We start from the raw sequence: 15,298 nt of genomic DNA, 5'->3' as shown, positions 1-15,298 counted from the left end.
CGGGACGCCCCGGCGCACAGCCCCCCAACACCCCCCCGCCGGCGCGACCCCCCCCCCCCCCCCCCCCCCCGCGGGGGGGGGCGCGGGCCGCCCCCCCCGCGCCGCAAGCGTCGGCCTCTGCGAGAACTCCCCCACCCCCAACCCCTCCCCTGAAGGGGAGGGGCTTAAATGACGCTCGCCCTGATCGATTACGGCGCGGGCAATCTTCATTCGGTCGCCAATGCGCTGAAGGCGGCGGGGGCGACGGACGTGGCGATCACCGCCGATGCCGATGTGGTGGCGAAGGCCGACCGCATCGTGCTGCCCGGCGTCGGCGCGTTCGGGGCGTGCGCGAGCGCTCTCCGCGCGGTGCCGGGCATGGTCGATGCGCTGAACGTGCGCGTGCGCGACGAGGGTGCGCCCTTCCTCGGCATCTGCGTCGGCATGCAGCTGATGGCGGATACCGGCGAGGAGCATGGCGTCCACGACGGGCTCGGCTGGATTGCGGGCAAGGTGCGGTTGATGATCCCCGCCGATCCGGCCGCAAAGGTGCCGCACATGGGATGGAACGATGTCGCCCCCGCCGCGCACGCCGCGCTGATCGAACCGGGCGAGGCGTATTTCCTGCACAGCTACGCCTTCGAGGGCGACGACGTGATCGCGACCAGCGACCATGCCGGCCCCGTCGTCGCCGCGATCGGACGCGGCAACATGATCGGCGTGCAGTTCCACCCCGAAAAGAGCCAGCGCTACGGGCTCGATTTCCTGCGGAGGTTTCTCGCTTGGGCTCCCTGATCGTCTTTCCCGCCATCGACCTTAAGGGCGGCCAGGTCGTTCGCCTGGCCGAGGGCGATATGGACCGCGCGACCGTCTACGGCGACGATCCCGCCGCGCAGGCGATGCTGTTCGCGGGGGCCGGTGCGGAGCATCTGCACGTCGTCGATCTCGACGGGGCGTTCGCGGGCGCGTCGGTCAACGGCGCGGCGGTGAAGGCGATCGTGTCGCAATTTCCGGGGCACGTGCAGCTCGGGGGCGGCATCCGCAACCGTGAGAGCATCGAGCGGTGGTTCGATCTCGGCGTGTCGCGCGTGGTGATCGGCACCGCCGCGCTGGAGAACCCCGAGCTGGTGCGCGAAGCGGCGAAGGATTTCCCCGGCGGCATCGTCGTCGCGGTCGATGCGCGCGACGGCTTCGTCGCGACCAAGGGCTGGGCCGATGTCTCGACCGTCACCGTCACCGACATGGCGCGGCGCTTCGAGGATGCGGGGGTGGCGGCGCTGCTGTTCACCGACGTGGGGCGTGACGGGCTGCTGAAGGGCTGCAACGTCGAGGCGACGGTCGATCTCGCGCGGACCGTCGACATTCCTGTGATCGCGAGCGGCGGCGTGGCGGGGATCGGCGAGATCCACGTCCTTGCGCTGCACAACCGGGACGGCGTGGAAGGCGTCATAACCGGCCGGGCACTGTATGACGGGCGGCTCGATCTGGCGACCGCGCTGGCGGTGGCGAAGGCAGCATAGGGGAGTGGATCGCATGATACTGGTCTTGGCATTGGTGCTGCTGTTCGGGTCCATCGGCGGGGCGGTGCTGACGTGGCACCAGTTTCGCGGCGGGACGATGGCGCCGCTCGGGCTCGATCAGTTGCACATGATGAATCGCGTCCGCGCGAGCCGCCGCGACAGCCTGGAATTCTTCTGGGTGCTGAGCATCCTCAACTGGGTGGCGTGCGCGCTTGCCGCGATCGCCGGCTTCGTGCTGCTGCCGATCGGATTCGAACTGCTGTGACCGTCCGCGCGCGCGTCATCCCCTGCCTCGACGTGGCGAACGGGCGCGTGGTGAAGGGCGTCAATTTCGTCGATCTGCGCGACGCCGGCGACCCGGTGGAGCAGGGGCGCGCCTATGACGCGGCGGGCGCGGACGAGTTGTGCTTCCTCGACATCACCGCCAGCCACGAGGCGCGCGGCACGATCCTCGACGTGGTGCGGCGCACGGCGGACGTGTGCTTCATGCCGGTGACCGTCGGCGGCGGCGTGCGCACGCCCGAGGATGCGCGCGCGCTGCTGCTGGCGGGGGCGGACAAGGTCGCGGTCAATTCGGCGGCGGTCGAGCGGCCCGAGCTGGTGGCGGACTTGGCGGACCGTTTCGGCAGCCAGTGCGTCGTGGCCTCGGTCGATGCGCGGCGCGTGGACGGCCATTGGGAGGTGTTCACGCACGGCGGACGGCGCGGGACGGGCATCGACGCGGTGGAGCATGCGCGGCGACTGGCGGAGCTGGGCGCGGGCGAACTGCTCGTCACATCGATGGATCGCGACGGCACCAAGAGCGGCTTCGACCTGGAGCTGACGCGCACCATCGCCGATCTGGTGAGCGTGCCGGTGGTGGCGTCGGGCGGGGTCGGCGGGCTGGCCGATCTGGTCGCCGGCGTCGTCGAGGGCCATGCGAGCGCGGTGCTGGCTGCGTCGATCTTCCATTTCGGCGAGGCGAGCATCGCGGAGGCTCACGCAGCGCTGGCGGCGGCGGGGATTCCGGTGCGGCGACCGATTACACAATGATCGTCACCCCGGCCTTGAGCCGGGGCCCATCGTGCAGCGCGCGCAAGGCCAGAGGTTCGGTGCGTTCCGGGATGCATGGGCCCCGCCTCAAGGCCGGGGTGACGACGTATATTGGGGCGACGGAAAGTTAAGCGGTTCGCGCTAAACCACGCCCATGCCCGTCCTCCTCGCCCTTTCCGAAGCCGTGCATACCGGCGTGCCGAAGGTGCGCACCGGGCCCGAAGCGTCCGACATCGCGCTGTTCGTGATGGCGGTGATCGGCGTGTGGATCGCACGGCGGGCGCTACGTGCGCGGTTCGCGCAAAAGGCGAAGGCGCGCGCCCGCAAGGATTGACCTTCGCGGCCCGCCGGGGCAGCGCTCCCGACATGGCCGACGATTTCCTCGATACGCTCGAAGCGACCATCCGCGCGCGAAAAGGTGCGGATCCCGCATCCTCCTATGTCGCCAAGCTGTTCGGCAAGGGCCGCGCGAAGATCGCGCAGAAGCTCGGCGAGGAAGCGACCGAAACCGTCATCGCCGCCGTTTCCGAAAGCCCGCAGGCGCTCGCCAGCGAGGCGGCCGATCTTGTCTTTCACCTGCTCGTCCTGCTCGCCGACGCGGGGCTCAGCCTCGACGACGTCCGCGCCGAACTGCGCCGCCGCGAAGGCGTGTCGGGGATCGATGAAAAGGCCTCCCGTTCGAACTGAGGAGTTGTAGATGCCCGTCGACGCCACCCTCCCCTATGACGACCAGAACATCTTCGCGAAGATCCTGCGCGAGGAGATTCCGTCGAAGCGCGTGTACGAGGACGATTTCGCCGTCGCCTTCCACGACATCAATCCGCAGGCACCGACGCACATCCTTGTGATCCCGCGCGGACCGTACGTGAGCTGGGACGATTTCAGCGCGCGGGCGAGCGATGCCGAGATCGCCGGCTTCGTGCGCGCGGTGGGCAAGGTGGCGCGCGACAATGGCCTGGTCGCGCCCGGATACCGCCTGCTCGCCAACACCGGCGTGGATGCGCATCAGGAGGTGCCGCATCTCCACGTCCATCTCTTCGCCGGGCGGCAGCTCGGCCCGATGCTCGCGACGATTTCCCCGCGCCCCTAAGGGGGATTGCGCGCTTTCGATTTGCGGTTAGGCTCCCGAAATTCAGTATTCGGGGGACGTTGATGATTTTTGGGCGCGTAAAGTCGTTGGATGCCATTCTGGCGACGGCCGAAAAGAAATCACTGCACCGCTCGCTCGGCGCGTTCCAATTGACCATGCTCGGCGTCGGTGCCGTGATCGGCACCGGCATCTTCGTGCTGACGGCACAGGCCGCGCAAAAGGCCGGGCCGGGCATGATGCTGTCGTTCATCATCGCCGGTTTCGTCTGCGCCGTCGCCGCCCTCTGCTATGCCGAGATGTCGGCGATGGTGCCGGTTTCGGGCTCCGCCTACACCTATAGCTACGCCGTGATGGGCGAGCTGGTGGCGTGGATGGTCGGCTGGGCGCTGATCCTCGAATATGCCATCGCGGCGGGCGCCGTCTCGGTCGGCTGGTCGGGCTATTTCATCGGCTGGCTCAACACCAGTTTCCAGATACAGATACCGCTCGCGCTGGTGCGCGGGCCGTTCGACGGCGGGTTCATCAACCTGCCGGCGATGCTGATCGCCGCGATCGTGACGGCGCTGCTCGTCAAGGGCACCAAGGAAAGCGCGACCGTCAACGCCGTCCTGGTGGCGATCAAGATCCTCGCGCTGTCGCTGTTCGTGATCCTGACGATCCCGGTCATCAAGACGGGCCAGTTCACCCCCTTCGCGCCGCTCGGCTTCGCGGGCATTTCGGGTGCCGCCGCCTCGATCTTCTTCGCATACGTCGGCTTCGACGCCGTTTCCACTGCGGCGGAGGAAACCAAGAACCCGCAGCGCAACATGCCGATCGGCCTGATCGGCAGCCTCGCGATCTGCACCGTGTTCTACATGCTGGTCGCGGCGGGCGTGATCGGCACGGTGGGAGCACAGCCGGTGTTCGGCCCTGGCGGCGCGGCGCTCTCCCCCGGCACGCCCGAGCTTTCGCAGGCGTGCGCGGCGATCCACGAGAACGCCGTCGTCTGTTCGAAGGAGGCGCTGGCCTGGACGCTGAAGTCGGTCGGCTATCCCTTCATCGGCTGGCTGGTCGGTGCCGCCGCGATCATCGCGCTGCCGTCTGTCATCCTGATGATGATGTTCGGCCAGACGCGCATCTTCTTCGTGATGAGCCGCGACGGGCTGCTGCCGGAATTCTTCTCGCGCGTGCATCCGCGCTGGCACACGCCGCACGTCATCACGCTGCTGACCGGCGTGTTCGTGACGCTGTTCGCGGCGTTCTTCCCGGTCGGTCTGCTGGCCGACGTGTCGAATTCGGGCACGTTGTTCGCCTTCGCCGCCGTGTCGATCGCGGTGGTGGTGCTGCGCCATACCGATCCCAACCGCGCGCGCCCGTTCCGGACGCCGCTCGTACACGGCATCGCGGCGCTGTCGATCATCGGCTGCATCTACCTGTTCTACAGCCTCGACATCGTCACCAAGTCGCTGTTCTTCGGCTGGGCGGCGATCGGTCTGGTCGTCTATTACGCCTATAGCCGTTCGCGCAGCCACGTCGGTCGCGGGCTGAGCGAAGAACATGGCGGCGACGCGGGCATCCCGCCGCTGCCGGTGCCGCCGATCGACTGACGCTGATACTGGAGTTGGAGAAGCGTGGGCGGCCCGGTGCCGCCTGCGCTTTTCTTTTGAGGCGTTTGCGGCTATGGGCGCGCTTCACTCGCGATACCGCGAAAAATCCAGAGGTTTGTTTGGCTAAAGAAGAACTGCTCGAAATGCGCGGCCAGGTGGTGGAGCTTCTCCCCAACGCCATGTTCCGCGTAAAACTCGAAAACGATCACGAAATCCTCGGCCACACCGCCGGCAAGATGCGCAAGAACCGCATCCGCGTGCTCGTCGGCGACGAAGTGCTCGTCGAGCTGACGCCCTATGACCTGACCAAGGGCCGCATCACCTACCGCTTCAAGTGACACCCGCGGGGTGTCGTCCCCGCGCAGGCGGGGATCCGGAGCCACGAATGGCGACGGCTGAATGATCCCGGCACTTGTCCTGGCCTCCTCCTCGCCGCGGCGCCGCGATCTGCTCGCGCGGATCGGCGTGACGCCCGCACGGATCGAGGCCCCCGCCATTGACGAATCGCCGCACCCGCGCGAGCTGCCGCGCGCCTATGCGTTGCGTCTGGCCGAGGAGAAGGCCGGCGCGGTGGCGCGCGCCGAAGGCGAGATCGTGATCGCGGGCGACACCACGATCGCGGTCGGCCGCCGCATCCTGCCGCCGGCCGAGACAGAGGACGTCCAGCGCACCTTGCTGGGCCTGCTGAGCGGGCGGCGGCATCGCTGCATCTCGGCCGTCTGCGTGATCGGCACGGACGGCAAGGCGCGCACCCGGATGGTCGACACGATCGTCGCGTTCAAGCCGCTCTCGGCGTCCGAGATCGACGCGTACATCGCGTGCGGCGAAGGGCTCGGCAAGGCGGGCGGCTATGCCATTCAGGGCCGCGCCGAGGCGTTCGTGCGCTTCCTCAGCGGCAGCCATTCGGGCGTGATCGGGCTCCCGCTGTTCGAAACGCGCGCGCTGTTGCTGAGCGCCGGCTATCCGCTTGGCTGAATGGCTCTACGAGGCCGGGATCGGCGAGGCGCGCGCGGCGCTGGTCGAGGACGGCGTCATCGTGGAGGCGCGCATCGAGCTGGAAAGCGACGCACCGCGCGTCGGCGCGGTATTGCCCGCCCGGCTCGTGGAGATCACCGTGAAAGGGCGTGAGGGCCGCGTGACCTTCGCGGGCGGAGAGGCGATGCTGTCGCCGCTGCCGCCCGGCATCACGCAGGGCGCGGCGCTGACGATCGAGATCGTCCGCGAGGCCATTCCCGAGCCCGGTCGCGTCAAGCTGCCGCGCGCGGCTCCGTCCGATGCTCCGCCCGCGCCGGGGTCCACGCTGCTGGAGCGGATCACCGCGAGCGGCGTGCCGGTGCGCACGTGCCTGCCGCATCAACCGGATGCACTGGAAGCGGCGGGCTGGTCGGAGGTGCTGGACGAGGCGATGACCGGCGACATCGCCTTCCCCGGCGGCATGCTGCGGATGATCCCGACCCCAGCGATGACGTTGTTCGACGTCGACGGATCCGGGCCGCTGGAAGCGCTGGCTGTGGCCGCCGCGCGCGCCGTCGCCGCTGCGATCGTGCGGCACGATATCGGCGGGTCGATCGGCGTCGATTTCCCGACCGTCGCCGGCAAGGGCCCGCGCCAGGCGATCGCCGCCGCGATCGACGCCGGCCTGCCGCAACCGTTCGAGCGCACCGCCGTCAACGGTTTCGGCTTCCTGCAGATCGTGCGCAAGCGATCGCGAATCGCTTTGCCCGAGTTGCTCCGCGCCGATCCGGCCGGGGCGGCCGCGCGCACGCTGTTGCGCCAGATCGAGCGCACCCCGCCGCCGGTGCCCCCGCTCCACCGCGTGTCGCCTGCGATGGCGAAGGTGCTGGCGGCGCATCCGCACTGGCGCGATGCCGCCGCGCGGGCTACCGGCGCGGACATTCGTTTCGAGAGTAACTGACATGGCGCGCGCCAAGCCCTGCCCGCTCTGCGGCAAACCCCAGACCCCCGCTCACACCCCCTTCTGCAGCCAGGGTTGCCGCGACCGCGACCTGCTGAAATGGCTCGGCGAGGGCTATGCGATCCCGGCCGGACCCAGCAACGATGAAGAAGAGACGCGCAGCGGGGTGGACAGCGCCGGAAACGCCGATTAAGGACGCGCCTCTCCGATCCGAAACGGATCATGCCCGGGTAGCTCAGTTGGTAGAGCATGCGACTGAAAATCGCAGTGTCGGCGGTTCGACTCCGTCCCCGGGCACCACTTCCTTGAAAATATCCGGGCGTCGCCGAACGCTCAGTCCTGCACCGGCTGCGTCGTCCAGCCGAGCCGGGGAATCGTGAACGAGCGCTTGCCCGACAGATCCGTGCGCGCGACGATGATGTCGCGCTCCTCCATGTAGCTGACGACGCGACGCGCGCGGCCGAGCGAGCTGGTGCCGTAGATGCGCGCGATCTCGGCGTCGGCGGGGCACGGCGCACCTTCGCGGGCGGCGCGGGCGATCAGCAGGAACGCGCCGAGCATGTCGTCGGGCACGCCCGCCGCCGCCTCCAGCGCGGGCGCCCATTCCGCGTCGAGCCCCTCGAAGATTCCCGCCCGCGCCGCCGCCAGCCTGCGCGCGAACGCTGCGGGGTCGAGCGGCGGGCGGCGCGCGCCGGCCATCCGGCAGCGCACCTGGAAATCCTGGTACAGCACGGCGGCGGGGCGGCCGACCGCATCGGGGTCCGCGACGATCGCGCGCAGTACTTCGACCGCCAGCGCCTCGAGGTCGATCGGCTCTGCCTCCAGCGCGTCTGGTTCCTGTACCAAAGGCTGAGCGATATCGCCGAGCATCTGCGCGACCGGCAGCACCTTGCGCTCCGGCGGGCCGAGCGGCAGCAGCGGCTCGGGCGGCTCGGCGAGCAGGAGGTCGCGCATGCCGCCCGCCGGGGCGCTCGGCAGCGGCACCAGCACCGGGCTGCTGCTGCGCGCGGACGTCTCGACCGCGCCGATCCGCACCGTGATCGGCCGCCGCGCGATGGCGGGACCGAGGCCGAGGAAGGTGCCGCGCTGCAGGTCGCGGATCGTTTCCGCCTGCCGCCGCTCCATGCCGAGCAGATCGGCCGCGCGCGCCATGTCGATATCGAGGAAGGTGCGGCCCATCAGGAAGTTGCTCGCCTCGGCCGCGACGTTCTTGGAGAGCTTGGCGAGGCGCTGCGTGGCGATGATGCCGGCGAGGCCCCGCTTGCGCCCGCGCGACATGAGGTTCGCCATCGCCGAGAGCGACGCGCGCCGCACCTCCTCGCTCACCTCGGCCCCCGCGGCGGGGGCGAAGATCTGCGCCTCGTCCACCACCACCAGCGCCGGATACCAGAACTCGCGCGGGGCATCGAACAGCGCCATCAGAAAAGCGGCGGCGCAGCGCATCTGCCCCTCCATCTCGAGCCCCTCCAGGCTCAGCACGACCGAGGTGCGGTGCTCGCGGGCACGCCCGGCGAAACGCGCGATCTCGGCGGCGGTGTAATCGACCGCCTCGATCGCGACATGGCCGTAGGGGCCGGAAAGCGTGACGAAATCACCCTCGGGATCGATGATGATCTGCTGGACCTGCCCCGCGCTCTTTTCCAGCATCCGGCGCAGCAGGTGCGATTTGCCCGAGCCCGAATTGCCCTGGACGAGCAGCCGCGTCGCCAGCAATTCCTCCAGATCGACATATACGGGGGCGCCCGCAGTGTCGGTCCCCATATCGACCCGAAACGTCATGGCCGAAGCCTTGGCGGATCGCAGGGTACGGAGGCAAGCGCGAAGCGGGCGTCAGTCCGCGATCATCGCCGAAAGCTGTGGACTGAGCGTTTCGTTCGCGCCGACGAAGCGCGCGGCGAGGGATTCGCGCTCGGCCAGCGGGGGGCCGGCAACGGTGAGTGCGGTCGCCCAGGCGTCGGCGAGCATCGCGCTCGCGTGGATGACACTGACCGAGACCGTGCCGCGCGCGAGCGGCCGGCCGGTCGCCGGGTCGATCGTATGCGCGCCGCGCACGTAATCGCCCGAGGTCGCGACGGCGAGATCGTGCAGCCCGACCCGCAGCGGCGCGAGGTCGACCCCCGGCGGGCTTTCGAGATCGACCCACCACGGCTGGCGGTCGGGCCGCAGCCCCCTCCCCGCCAGTTCGCCGCCCACCTCGACCAGCGCATCGGGCAGGCCGTGGTCGCGCAGCAGATCGGCGATGGCATCGACCGCGAAGCCCTTGGCGATGCCCGATAGATCGAGCCACAGCCCGCCCGGCTGGCGCAGGCGGCGGGCACCGGAGTCCCATTCGAGGCGCTGCCAGCCTGCCGCAGCGCGCGCCTCCCCCAGCGCGGCTTCGGACGGCGGTGCGGTGACGGCTTCCGCTCCGAAGCCCAGCAAGGCAGCAGCACGGCCATGCGTCGGGTCGAACGCGCCGTCGCTGCGCGCGGCCACGTCGAGTGCAGCGGCGATGACGGTGGCGAAGTCGGGCGGAAGCGTAACCCAGGCCCCTGCCGAAGCGCGGTTGAAGCGCGAGAGGACGGACGACGGCTCCCACTGGCTCATCTCCGCGACGATGGCCGCAAAGCGCCGCTCGATCGCATCGCGCAGCCCGGCGGGAGCGCTGCCGGCAAAACGTACCTGCCACGACGTACCAATCGCCGCGCCGCGCAGCACGCCCACGCCACGCGAAGGATCGCACCGTGCGAACGCCGTCTGCGATACGTCCGCAGGCAGCGCGATCCGTATCTCGTTCAGGGCGTCACCACCTCGAGCGTCGCCGAATAGCTCATGCGGCGGGCCTCGGCGCGCTTTTCGGACGGAGCCTTGTCCTCGGCCTCGGTGCCGACCCAGTACATGCCGGCGGCGGGCCATTTGATCGCGACCACGCCGTCCGCGCCGGTCTTGAGCGTGACCTCGCCCGCATCGTCGCGGTAGCGGTCGCCGCCGGGGATCACCGTCACGTCGAGGCCGGGGGCAGGCTTGCCGTCGATCAGGAAGCGGAACTTCGCGGTTTCGCCCGCCACGACTTCATTGGGATGCGTGACCGGGTCGAGTTCGATGCCCTTGCCCGTCGGCTTGAGCGCGCCGGTCGTCGGTGCGCCCGCACTGACGAAGGTCTCGGCGCGGCCGATCACTTCGGTCAGCCGAACGTCGGTGGCGTCGGCGGGGATATCCTCGAACGCGACCGGCGGCTGGCGGCGCGGTTCGCCGCCGGGCGCGGGGCCGGGTCCGCCCGCCGGACGCCCAGCACCCGGACCGCCCGGCCCGCCCGGACCGCCGCCGCCCGGACGCCCGCCGACGCGGCGCTCCTCGCCGTTCTGCTTGAAGCTGCCGGTGATCATCGCCTGCACGCTCGCGATCTTCCACGTGCCCTGCTGGTCGAGCTTGAGGTCGAACGACGAGCGATAGCGGCTCTGCAGCGTGTTGAACGGCTGGGCGGGCGTGCCGTCGGGCGCGGTGATCGCGATCGAGCTCAGTTGCAGCGGGCGGTGATCGAAGAAGAACACATGGTCCGCCCCCGCCGCGTCGAAGGTCGCGATCGGGTTGTCGCCCGAATAGGCGGTGTTCGACGGCAGCACGAAGGGATGATCGGCGTAGGCGGCGGACGCCCAAAGCAGAGCGGCGAGCGGCGCCAGCCGAAGGATGCCGCGCGCGCTCACTTCGTCACCGTCACGGTGCCGAGTTCGGTCTTGCCCGCCGCCTTGCCGCCCGCCGCGGGCACGGAGATCGGCACGCTCACCAACTCGCGCCCGCCATGCTCGCGCGCCGCCTCGACGTTGAGGACGTATTTGCCCGGCTTGAGATCGGCGGGCAGCGGGATGGTGTAGCTGCCGGGGCCGCGCGTCGCGCCCGACACGCCGTCGGCGGGGAGCTTCATCGTCCGCCCGCTCTTGCGCCACCACGAGCGCAGGTCGGCGAGCCATTTCGTGCCCTCGGCACCGCTGGTCTTGTACCAGGCGAACAGGCTGCGCGCGCCGCCACCACCCGCAGGCTCGATCCACGCCGCAACATAGGGCTTCTTGTATTCGGCGATCGGCACGCGCGGCAGCACGACCGTGACGGTGCCGGCGATGGCGTTCGCGGGCAACGCCACGAAGCCTGCGGCGAGAGCGAGATGTGCGGGGCGCATGTTTTCCCTTCCCTAGTGAATGAAGATGAGTGCGATGACGAGCGGCACGGCGAACCCGAGCCCGACCAGCGGCCAGGTTTTCTTGCGGTGCTTCGCGTGGAACTGGAGGAGCAGCAGCCCGGTCGCGGTGAACAGAATCGCGGCGGCCGCGAACAGATCGATGAACAGCCGCCACACGATCCCGGTGTTACGGCCCTTGTGGAGATCGTTGAGCAGCGACAGCAGCCCCTGCGACGTCACCTCGGATTTGATCGCGCCGCTCGCGCGGTCGACGCTGACCCACGCATCGCCGCCGGGGCGCGGCATGGCGACATAGACTTCGGCGTCGCTCCACTCGGCGGGACGGCCGGCGGGGTTGAGCCCGACCGCTGCCGACACCGCATCCGCCACCTGCGCGGGCACCGGCGCGTCGCTCGCTTTCGGCGCGGGCTTCAGCAGCCGCAGCAGCGACGGCGCGAGCATGCCAGACTTCGCCGTCACTGCGGGCGTCGCCGGAATGATGTCGGCATGGTTGAGCGTCACGCCGGTGATCGCGAACATCAGCATCCCGATCAGCGAGACGGCGGCGCTGATCCAGTGCCAGGTGTGGAGCTGACGCAGCCACCATCCGCGCGAGAGGCGGCGTTTTTTCGGCGGGGCGGCGATGAGGGGAGCAGAATCAGCGTTCACACGCCACCGACTAGCGCGGTCGCGCGCCGATCACAATGCTATTGCAAATGGTTCGCATAAACTTGCATTCCTGCGAAGCGGCAGGGCTCCCGCTTCGATCGACTTTCAAGGAACCTGTACCGCCGGTCCGACGTTGATTACGGCTATGCCGGTCGTGAGGGAGAAAAGCCCCGCGGACGGCGTGTTTCGGGTGACAAGCGGGGGCCAATGACAGCGAGCGATACCGGCACGGACCAGGCCTTTCTCGCCGGTGGTGGTGAGATGGGGGTGCGGATCGCCGGGTTCGACTGGGCCGCTACGCCGCTCGGCCCGATCGAAAGCTGGGGCCCGAGCCTGCGCCATACCGTCGGGCTGATGTTGCGCAATCCGGTGCCGCTCGTCCTGCTGTGGGGCGAGGCCGGCATCATGATCTATAACGATGCCTATGCGGATTTCGCCGGCGGGCGCGACAGCCGCCTGCTGGGCAGCCATGTCCGCGAAGGCTGGGACGAGGTCGCCGACTTCAACGACAATATCGTGCGCGTCGGGCTCGCCGGCGGCACGCTGAGCTACCGCGACTTTCCGCTGACGTTGCACCGCCACGGCGAGCCCGAACTGGTCTGGCTCAATCTCGATTACTCGCCGGTGCCGGGCGACGACGGCAAGCCCGCGGGCGTGATCGCGATCGTCGTCGAGATCACCGACGCCTATAACACCCGCAACGCCATCGCCGAGAACGAGGCGCGCAATCGCCAGATCCTCGACAGTGCGGTCGATTACGCGATCATCGCCACCGACATCGCCGGCAATGTCGTGAGCTGGAACGCCGGTGCGACCAACATGCTCGGCTGGCGGCCCGAGGAGATGCTGGGCGAGCGGCTCGACCGGTTCTTCACGCCCGAGGACCAGGCGATCGACCGCCCCGGACGCGAGCGCGCGGAGGCGGCGGCAACGGGCCGCGTAACCGACGACGGCTGGCGGCTGCGGCGCAGCGGCGAACGCTTCTGGGCGCATGGCGAGATGGCGCCGCTGCGCAGCGAGGCGGGCGAGACGGTCGGCTTCGTCAAGGTACTGCGCGACACCACGTCGGAGCACCGCGCCCGCGAAGAGGTCGAGGCCGCCGAAGCCGTTGCCCGCCGCGCGCAGGAGGCCGGCGGCGTCGGCCTGTTCTCGATCGAGACCGCGCGCGACGAATTGATCGTGACGCCGGAATTCTGCCGGATCTTCGGCCTGGTGAATTCCGAGCGCATGCCCGCGAGCGTCGTGGAAAATCTGACCATCGCCGAGGACGCGCACATCATCTCCAACGCCGCGCGGCGCGCGAGCGGATCGGCGATGCTCGACGTCGAATATCGCATCCGCCGCGCCGATACGGGCGAGGAACGCATCGTCGCACGCAAGGGCGAATATGAACGCGACGAGACGGGCCGCGTCGTGCGGCTGGTCGGCGCGGTGCAGGACGTTACCGAGCGCCGCCGCGTCCAGCGTGCGCTGGAAAAGAGCGAGGCGGGCTTCAGCGCGCTGGCGCAATTCATGCCCAATCAGGTGTGGACGGCGCGTGCCGATGGCTGGCTCGATTGGTTCAACGATCAGGTCTACACTTTCTCCGGCACCGAAAAGGGTTCGCTGGACGGGGCAGGCTGGACGGCGATCGTTCATCCCGACGATCTCGATGCGGCGGCGGCGCTGTGGGCGAGATCGGTCGCGACCGGCGACGGCTATGAAACCGAATTCCGGTTGCGCGATGCCGGGGGGCAGTATCGCTGGCACCTGACGCGCGCCGTTGCGCTGCGCGATTCGGCGGGCGCGATCGTCTCCTGGGTCGGCACCAACACCGATATCGATGCGCAGAAGCGCGCCGAGGAAGCCTCCACGCAGGACCGCGAGCGGCTGTGGACGATCAGCCAGGATCTGCTGCTGGTATGCGATCCCGAAGGCCGCATCACCGCAATCAATCCGTCGGCCGAACGCGTGCTCGGCTTTCAGCCGGAAGAGATGATCGGCACGCTGCTCACCGATTTCATTCACCCCGACGATCTTGCGGATACGGCCGCCGAAGTCGCCCGCATCGCCGCCGGGGCGACCACCCTGTCGTTCGAGAATCGCTATCGCACGAAGAGCGGCGACTATCGGCTGCTCGACTGGACGGCTGTGCCGGCCGGCGGGCACATCCACGGCGTCGGCCGCGACATCACCGCGCAGCGCGCCACCGAAGAGGCTTTGCGCCAGAGCCAGAAGATGGAGGCGGTCGGCCAGCTCACCGGCGGCATCGCGCACGATTTCAACAATCTGCTGCAGGGAATCACCGGCAGCCTCGACATGATCCAGACGCGGCTCGACCAGGGCCGGCCGGGCGATCTCGGCCGCTGGCTGACCGGCGCCAAGACGTCCGCCAGCCGCGCCGCCGCGCTGACGCACCGCCTGCTCGCCTTCTCGCGCCGCCAGCCGCTCGATCCGCGGCCGGTACGCGCCAACCCGCTGATCTCCTCGATGGAGGATATGCTGCGCCGTTCGCTCGGTGAGCGGGTGGAGCTCGAACTGGTGCTGGCGGGCGGGCTGTGGCTGACACGATGCGACCCGAACCAGTTGGAGAGCGCGCTGCTCAACCTCGTCATCAACGCGCGCGATGCGATGCCGGAGGGCGGGCGGCTGGTGATCGAGACGTGCAACGCCCATCTCGATTCGCTCTACGCCGCGCGCGACCGCGACGTGCGGCCGGGGCAATATATCTGCATCTGCGTGACCGACACCGGCACCGGCATGTCGAAGGAGACCATCGCCCGCGCGTTCGAGCCGTTCTACACCACCAAGCCGATCGGCCAGGGAACCGGGCTCGGCCTGTCGATGATCTACGGCTTCACGCGCCAGTCCGAAGGCTATGCGCGCATCTACAGCGAGCTCGGCGAGGGATCGACGATCAAGCTCTACCTGCCGCGCTATCGCGGTGCCGAGGATCCGGAGGACATATTGCCCTCGCTGTCCGAGGTGCCGGCGGCGGACGGCGAGGTCGTGCTGGTGGTGGAGGACGAGCCGGTCGTACGCGGGTTGATCGTCGAGGTGCTGGGCGAGCTGGGCTACCGCGCGATCGAGGCGGAGGACGGGCCGAAGGGGCTGGAGATTTTGCAGTCGAGCCGTCGCATCGACCTGCTCATCACCGACATCGGATTGCCGGGCCTCAACGGGCGGCAGGTTGCGGACGGCGCGCGCGCGGTACGCCCGGCGCTGAAGGTGCTGTTCATGACCGGCTATGCCGAGAATGCGGCGCTCGCCTCGGGCTTTCTGGAGCCGGGCATGGCGATGATCACCAAGCCCTTCGCGATGGAAGCGCTGGCGACGCGCATTCGCGAGATCATCGAGAGCCGCTGATCTTCATCC

At 69.2% G+C, this 15,298-nt stretch carries 18 protein-coding genes and 1 tRNA gene; 14 read left to right on the top strand and 5 right to left on the bottom strand.

Annotated features, from left to right (window positions below):
* Positions 1–168: 168 nt before the first annotated feature.
* The 13 genes from hisH to Q5H94_RS17515 all read left to right on the top strand — a co-directional run bounded on the left by hisH (position 169) and on the right by Q5H94_RS17515 (position 7,422).
* Positions 169–774: an imidazole glycerol phosphate synthase subunit HisH gene (gene hisH / locus Q5H94_RS17575; RefSeq protein WP_304562607.1), complete on the top strand. Its 606-nt coding sequence runs from the start codon at positions 169–171 to the stop codon at positions 772–774.
* Positions 762–1,499, top strand: coding sequence for a 1-(5-phosphoribosyl)-5-[(5-phosphoribosylamino)methylideneamino]imidazole-4-carboxamide isomerase (gene hisA, locus Q5H94_RS17570; protein ID WP_304562606.1), 738 nt, complete (start codon positions 762–764; stop codon positions 1,497–1,499). Before hisH ends, hisA begins: the two co-directional genes overlap by 13 nt.
* Before the next feature lie 13 nt (positions 1,500–1,512).
* Positions 1,513–1,764: a hypothetical protein gene (locus tag Q5H94_RS17565; RefSeq protein ID WP_304562605.1), complete on the top strand. Its 252-nt coding sequence runs from the start codon at positions 1,513–1,515 to the stop codon at positions 1,762–1,764.
* The gene (gene hisF, locus Q5H94_RS17560) at positions 1,761–2,531 is read left to right on the top strand and encodes an imidazole glycerol phosphate synthase subunit HisF (protein ID WP_304562604.1); all 771 of its coding nucleotides are present in this window, start codon (positions 1,761–1,763) and stop codon (positions 2,529–2,531) included. The genes Q5H94_RS17565 and hisF overlap by 4 nt, the downstream gene beginning before the upstream one ends.
* 154 nt (positions 2,532–2,685) lie before the next feature.
* A complete protein-coding gene (locus Q5H94_RS17555; protein WP_304562603.1) occupies positions 2,686–2,865 on the top strand; it encodes a hypothetical protein in 180 nt (59 codons plus the stop codon).
* A gap of 32 nt (positions 2,866–2,897) precedes the next feature.
* On the top strand, positions 2,898–3,218 hold the full coding sequence (locus tag Q5H94_RS17550; RefSeq protein WP_304562602.1) for a phosphoribosyl-ATP diphosphatase: 321 nt from the start codon (positions 2,898–2,900) through the stop codon (positions 3,216–3,218).
* A gap of 10 nt (positions 3,219–3,228) precedes the next feature.
* The gene (locus Q5H94_RS17545; protein ID WP_304562601.1) at positions 3,229–3,621 is read left to right on the top strand and encodes a histidine triad nucleotide-binding protein; all 393 of its coding nucleotides are present in this window, start codon (positions 3,229–3,231) and stop codon (positions 3,619–3,621) included.
* A gap of 62 nt (positions 3,622–3,683) precedes the next feature.
* A complete protein-coding gene (locus Q5H94_RS17540; protein ID WP_304562599.1) occupies positions 3,684–5,207 on the top strand; it encodes an amino acid permease in 1,524 nt (507 codons plus the stop codon).
* 119 nt (positions 5,208–5,326) lie between these two features.
* Positions 5,327–5,545 carry a translation initiation factor IF-1 gene (gene infA, locus Q5H94_RS17535; RefSeq protein WP_010162480.1) on the top strand — a complete coding sequence of 73 codons (219 nt, stop codon included), beginning with the start codon at positions 5,327–5,329 and terminating at the stop codon, positions 5,543–5,545.
* A 61-nt stretch (positions 5,546–5,606) separates the two neighbouring features.
* Complete coding sequence (locus tag Q5H94_RS17530; protein WP_304562597.1) at positions 5,607–6,182, top strand: Maf family protein; 576 nt, start codon at positions 5,607–5,609, stop codon at positions 6,180–6,182.
* On the top strand, positions 6,175–7,122 hold the full coding sequence (locus tag Q5H94_RS17525; RefSeq protein WP_304562596.1) for a ribonuclease: 948 nt from the start codon (positions 6,175–6,177) through the stop codon (positions 7,120–7,122). Before Q5H94_RS17530 ends, Q5H94_RS17525 begins: the two co-directional genes overlap by 8 nt.
* 1 nt (position 7,123) lies before the next feature.
* A complete protein-coding gene (gene yacG / locus Q5H94_RS17520) occupies positions 7,124–7,315 on the top strand; it encodes a DNA gyrase inhibitor YacG (RefSeq protein WP_304562595.1) in 192 nt (63 codons plus the stop codon).
* A gap of 31 nt (positions 7,316–7,346) precedes the next feature.
* Positions 7,347–7,422 (top strand) — tRNA-Phe (locus Q5H94_RS17515).
* A gap of 33 nt (positions 7,423–7,455) precedes the next feature.
* On the opposite strand, the gene Q5H94_RS17510 is transcribed toward Q5H94_RS17515, so the two are convergent.
* From Q5H94_RS17510 to Q5H94_RS17490, 5 genes are all read right to left on the bottom strand, one after another.
* Positions 7,456–8,901 (bottom strand): ATP-binding protein, encoded by a 1,446-nt coding sequence (locus Q5H94_RS17510; RefSeq protein ID WP_304562594.1) that lies wholly within the window; start codon positions 8,899–8,901, stop codon positions 7,456–7,458.
* A 51-nt stretch (positions 8,902–8,952) separates the two neighbouring features.
* Positions 8,953–9,819: an FAD:protein FMN transferase gene (locus tag Q5H94_RS17505; protein ID WP_304562593.1), complete on the bottom strand. Its 867-nt coding sequence runs from the start codon at positions 9,817–9,819 to the stop codon at positions 8,953–8,955.
* A gap of 77 nt (positions 9,820–9,896) precedes the next feature.
* Positions 9,897–10,805, bottom strand: coding sequence for a DUF4198 domain-containing protein (locus Q5H94_RS17500; protein WP_304562592.1), 909 nt, complete (start codon positions 10,803–10,805; stop codon positions 9,897–9,899).
* Positions 10,802–11,275, bottom strand: a complete 474-nt coding sequence (locus Q5H94_RS17495; RefSeq protein ID WP_304562590.1) for a DUF2271 domain-containing protein — start codon at positions 11,273–11,275, stop codon at positions 10,802–10,804. The genes Q5H94_RS17500 and Q5H94_RS17495 overlap by 4 nt, the downstream gene beginning before the upstream one ends.
* Before the next feature lie 12 nt (positions 11,276–11,287).
* On the bottom strand, positions 11,288–11,944 hold the full coding sequence (locus Q5H94_RS17490; RefSeq protein WP_304562589.1) for a PepSY-associated TM helix domain-containing protein: 657 nt from the start codon (positions 11,942–11,944) through the stop codon (positions 11,288–11,290).
* A gap of 207 nt (positions 11,945–12,151) precedes the next feature.
* Here Q5H94_RS17490 and Q5H94_RS17485 point away from each other — a divergent pair, with 207 nt between their 5' ends.
* A complete protein-coding gene (locus Q5H94_RS17485) occupies positions 12,152–15,289 on the top strand; it encodes a PAS domain S-box protein (protein WP_304562588.1) in 3,138 nt (1,045 codons plus the stop codon).
* Positions 15,290–15,298: the final 9 nt, after the last annotated feature.

The organism is Sphingomonas immobilis, assembly GCF_030580995.1.
Lineage (GTDB): Bacteria > Pseudomonadota > Alphaproteobacteria > Sphingomonadales > Sphingomonadaceae > Sphingomonas > Sphingomonas immobilis.
Note: the sequence above shows the minus strand (reverse complement) of the source record. Positions and strands in the feature narration are given on the sequence as shown.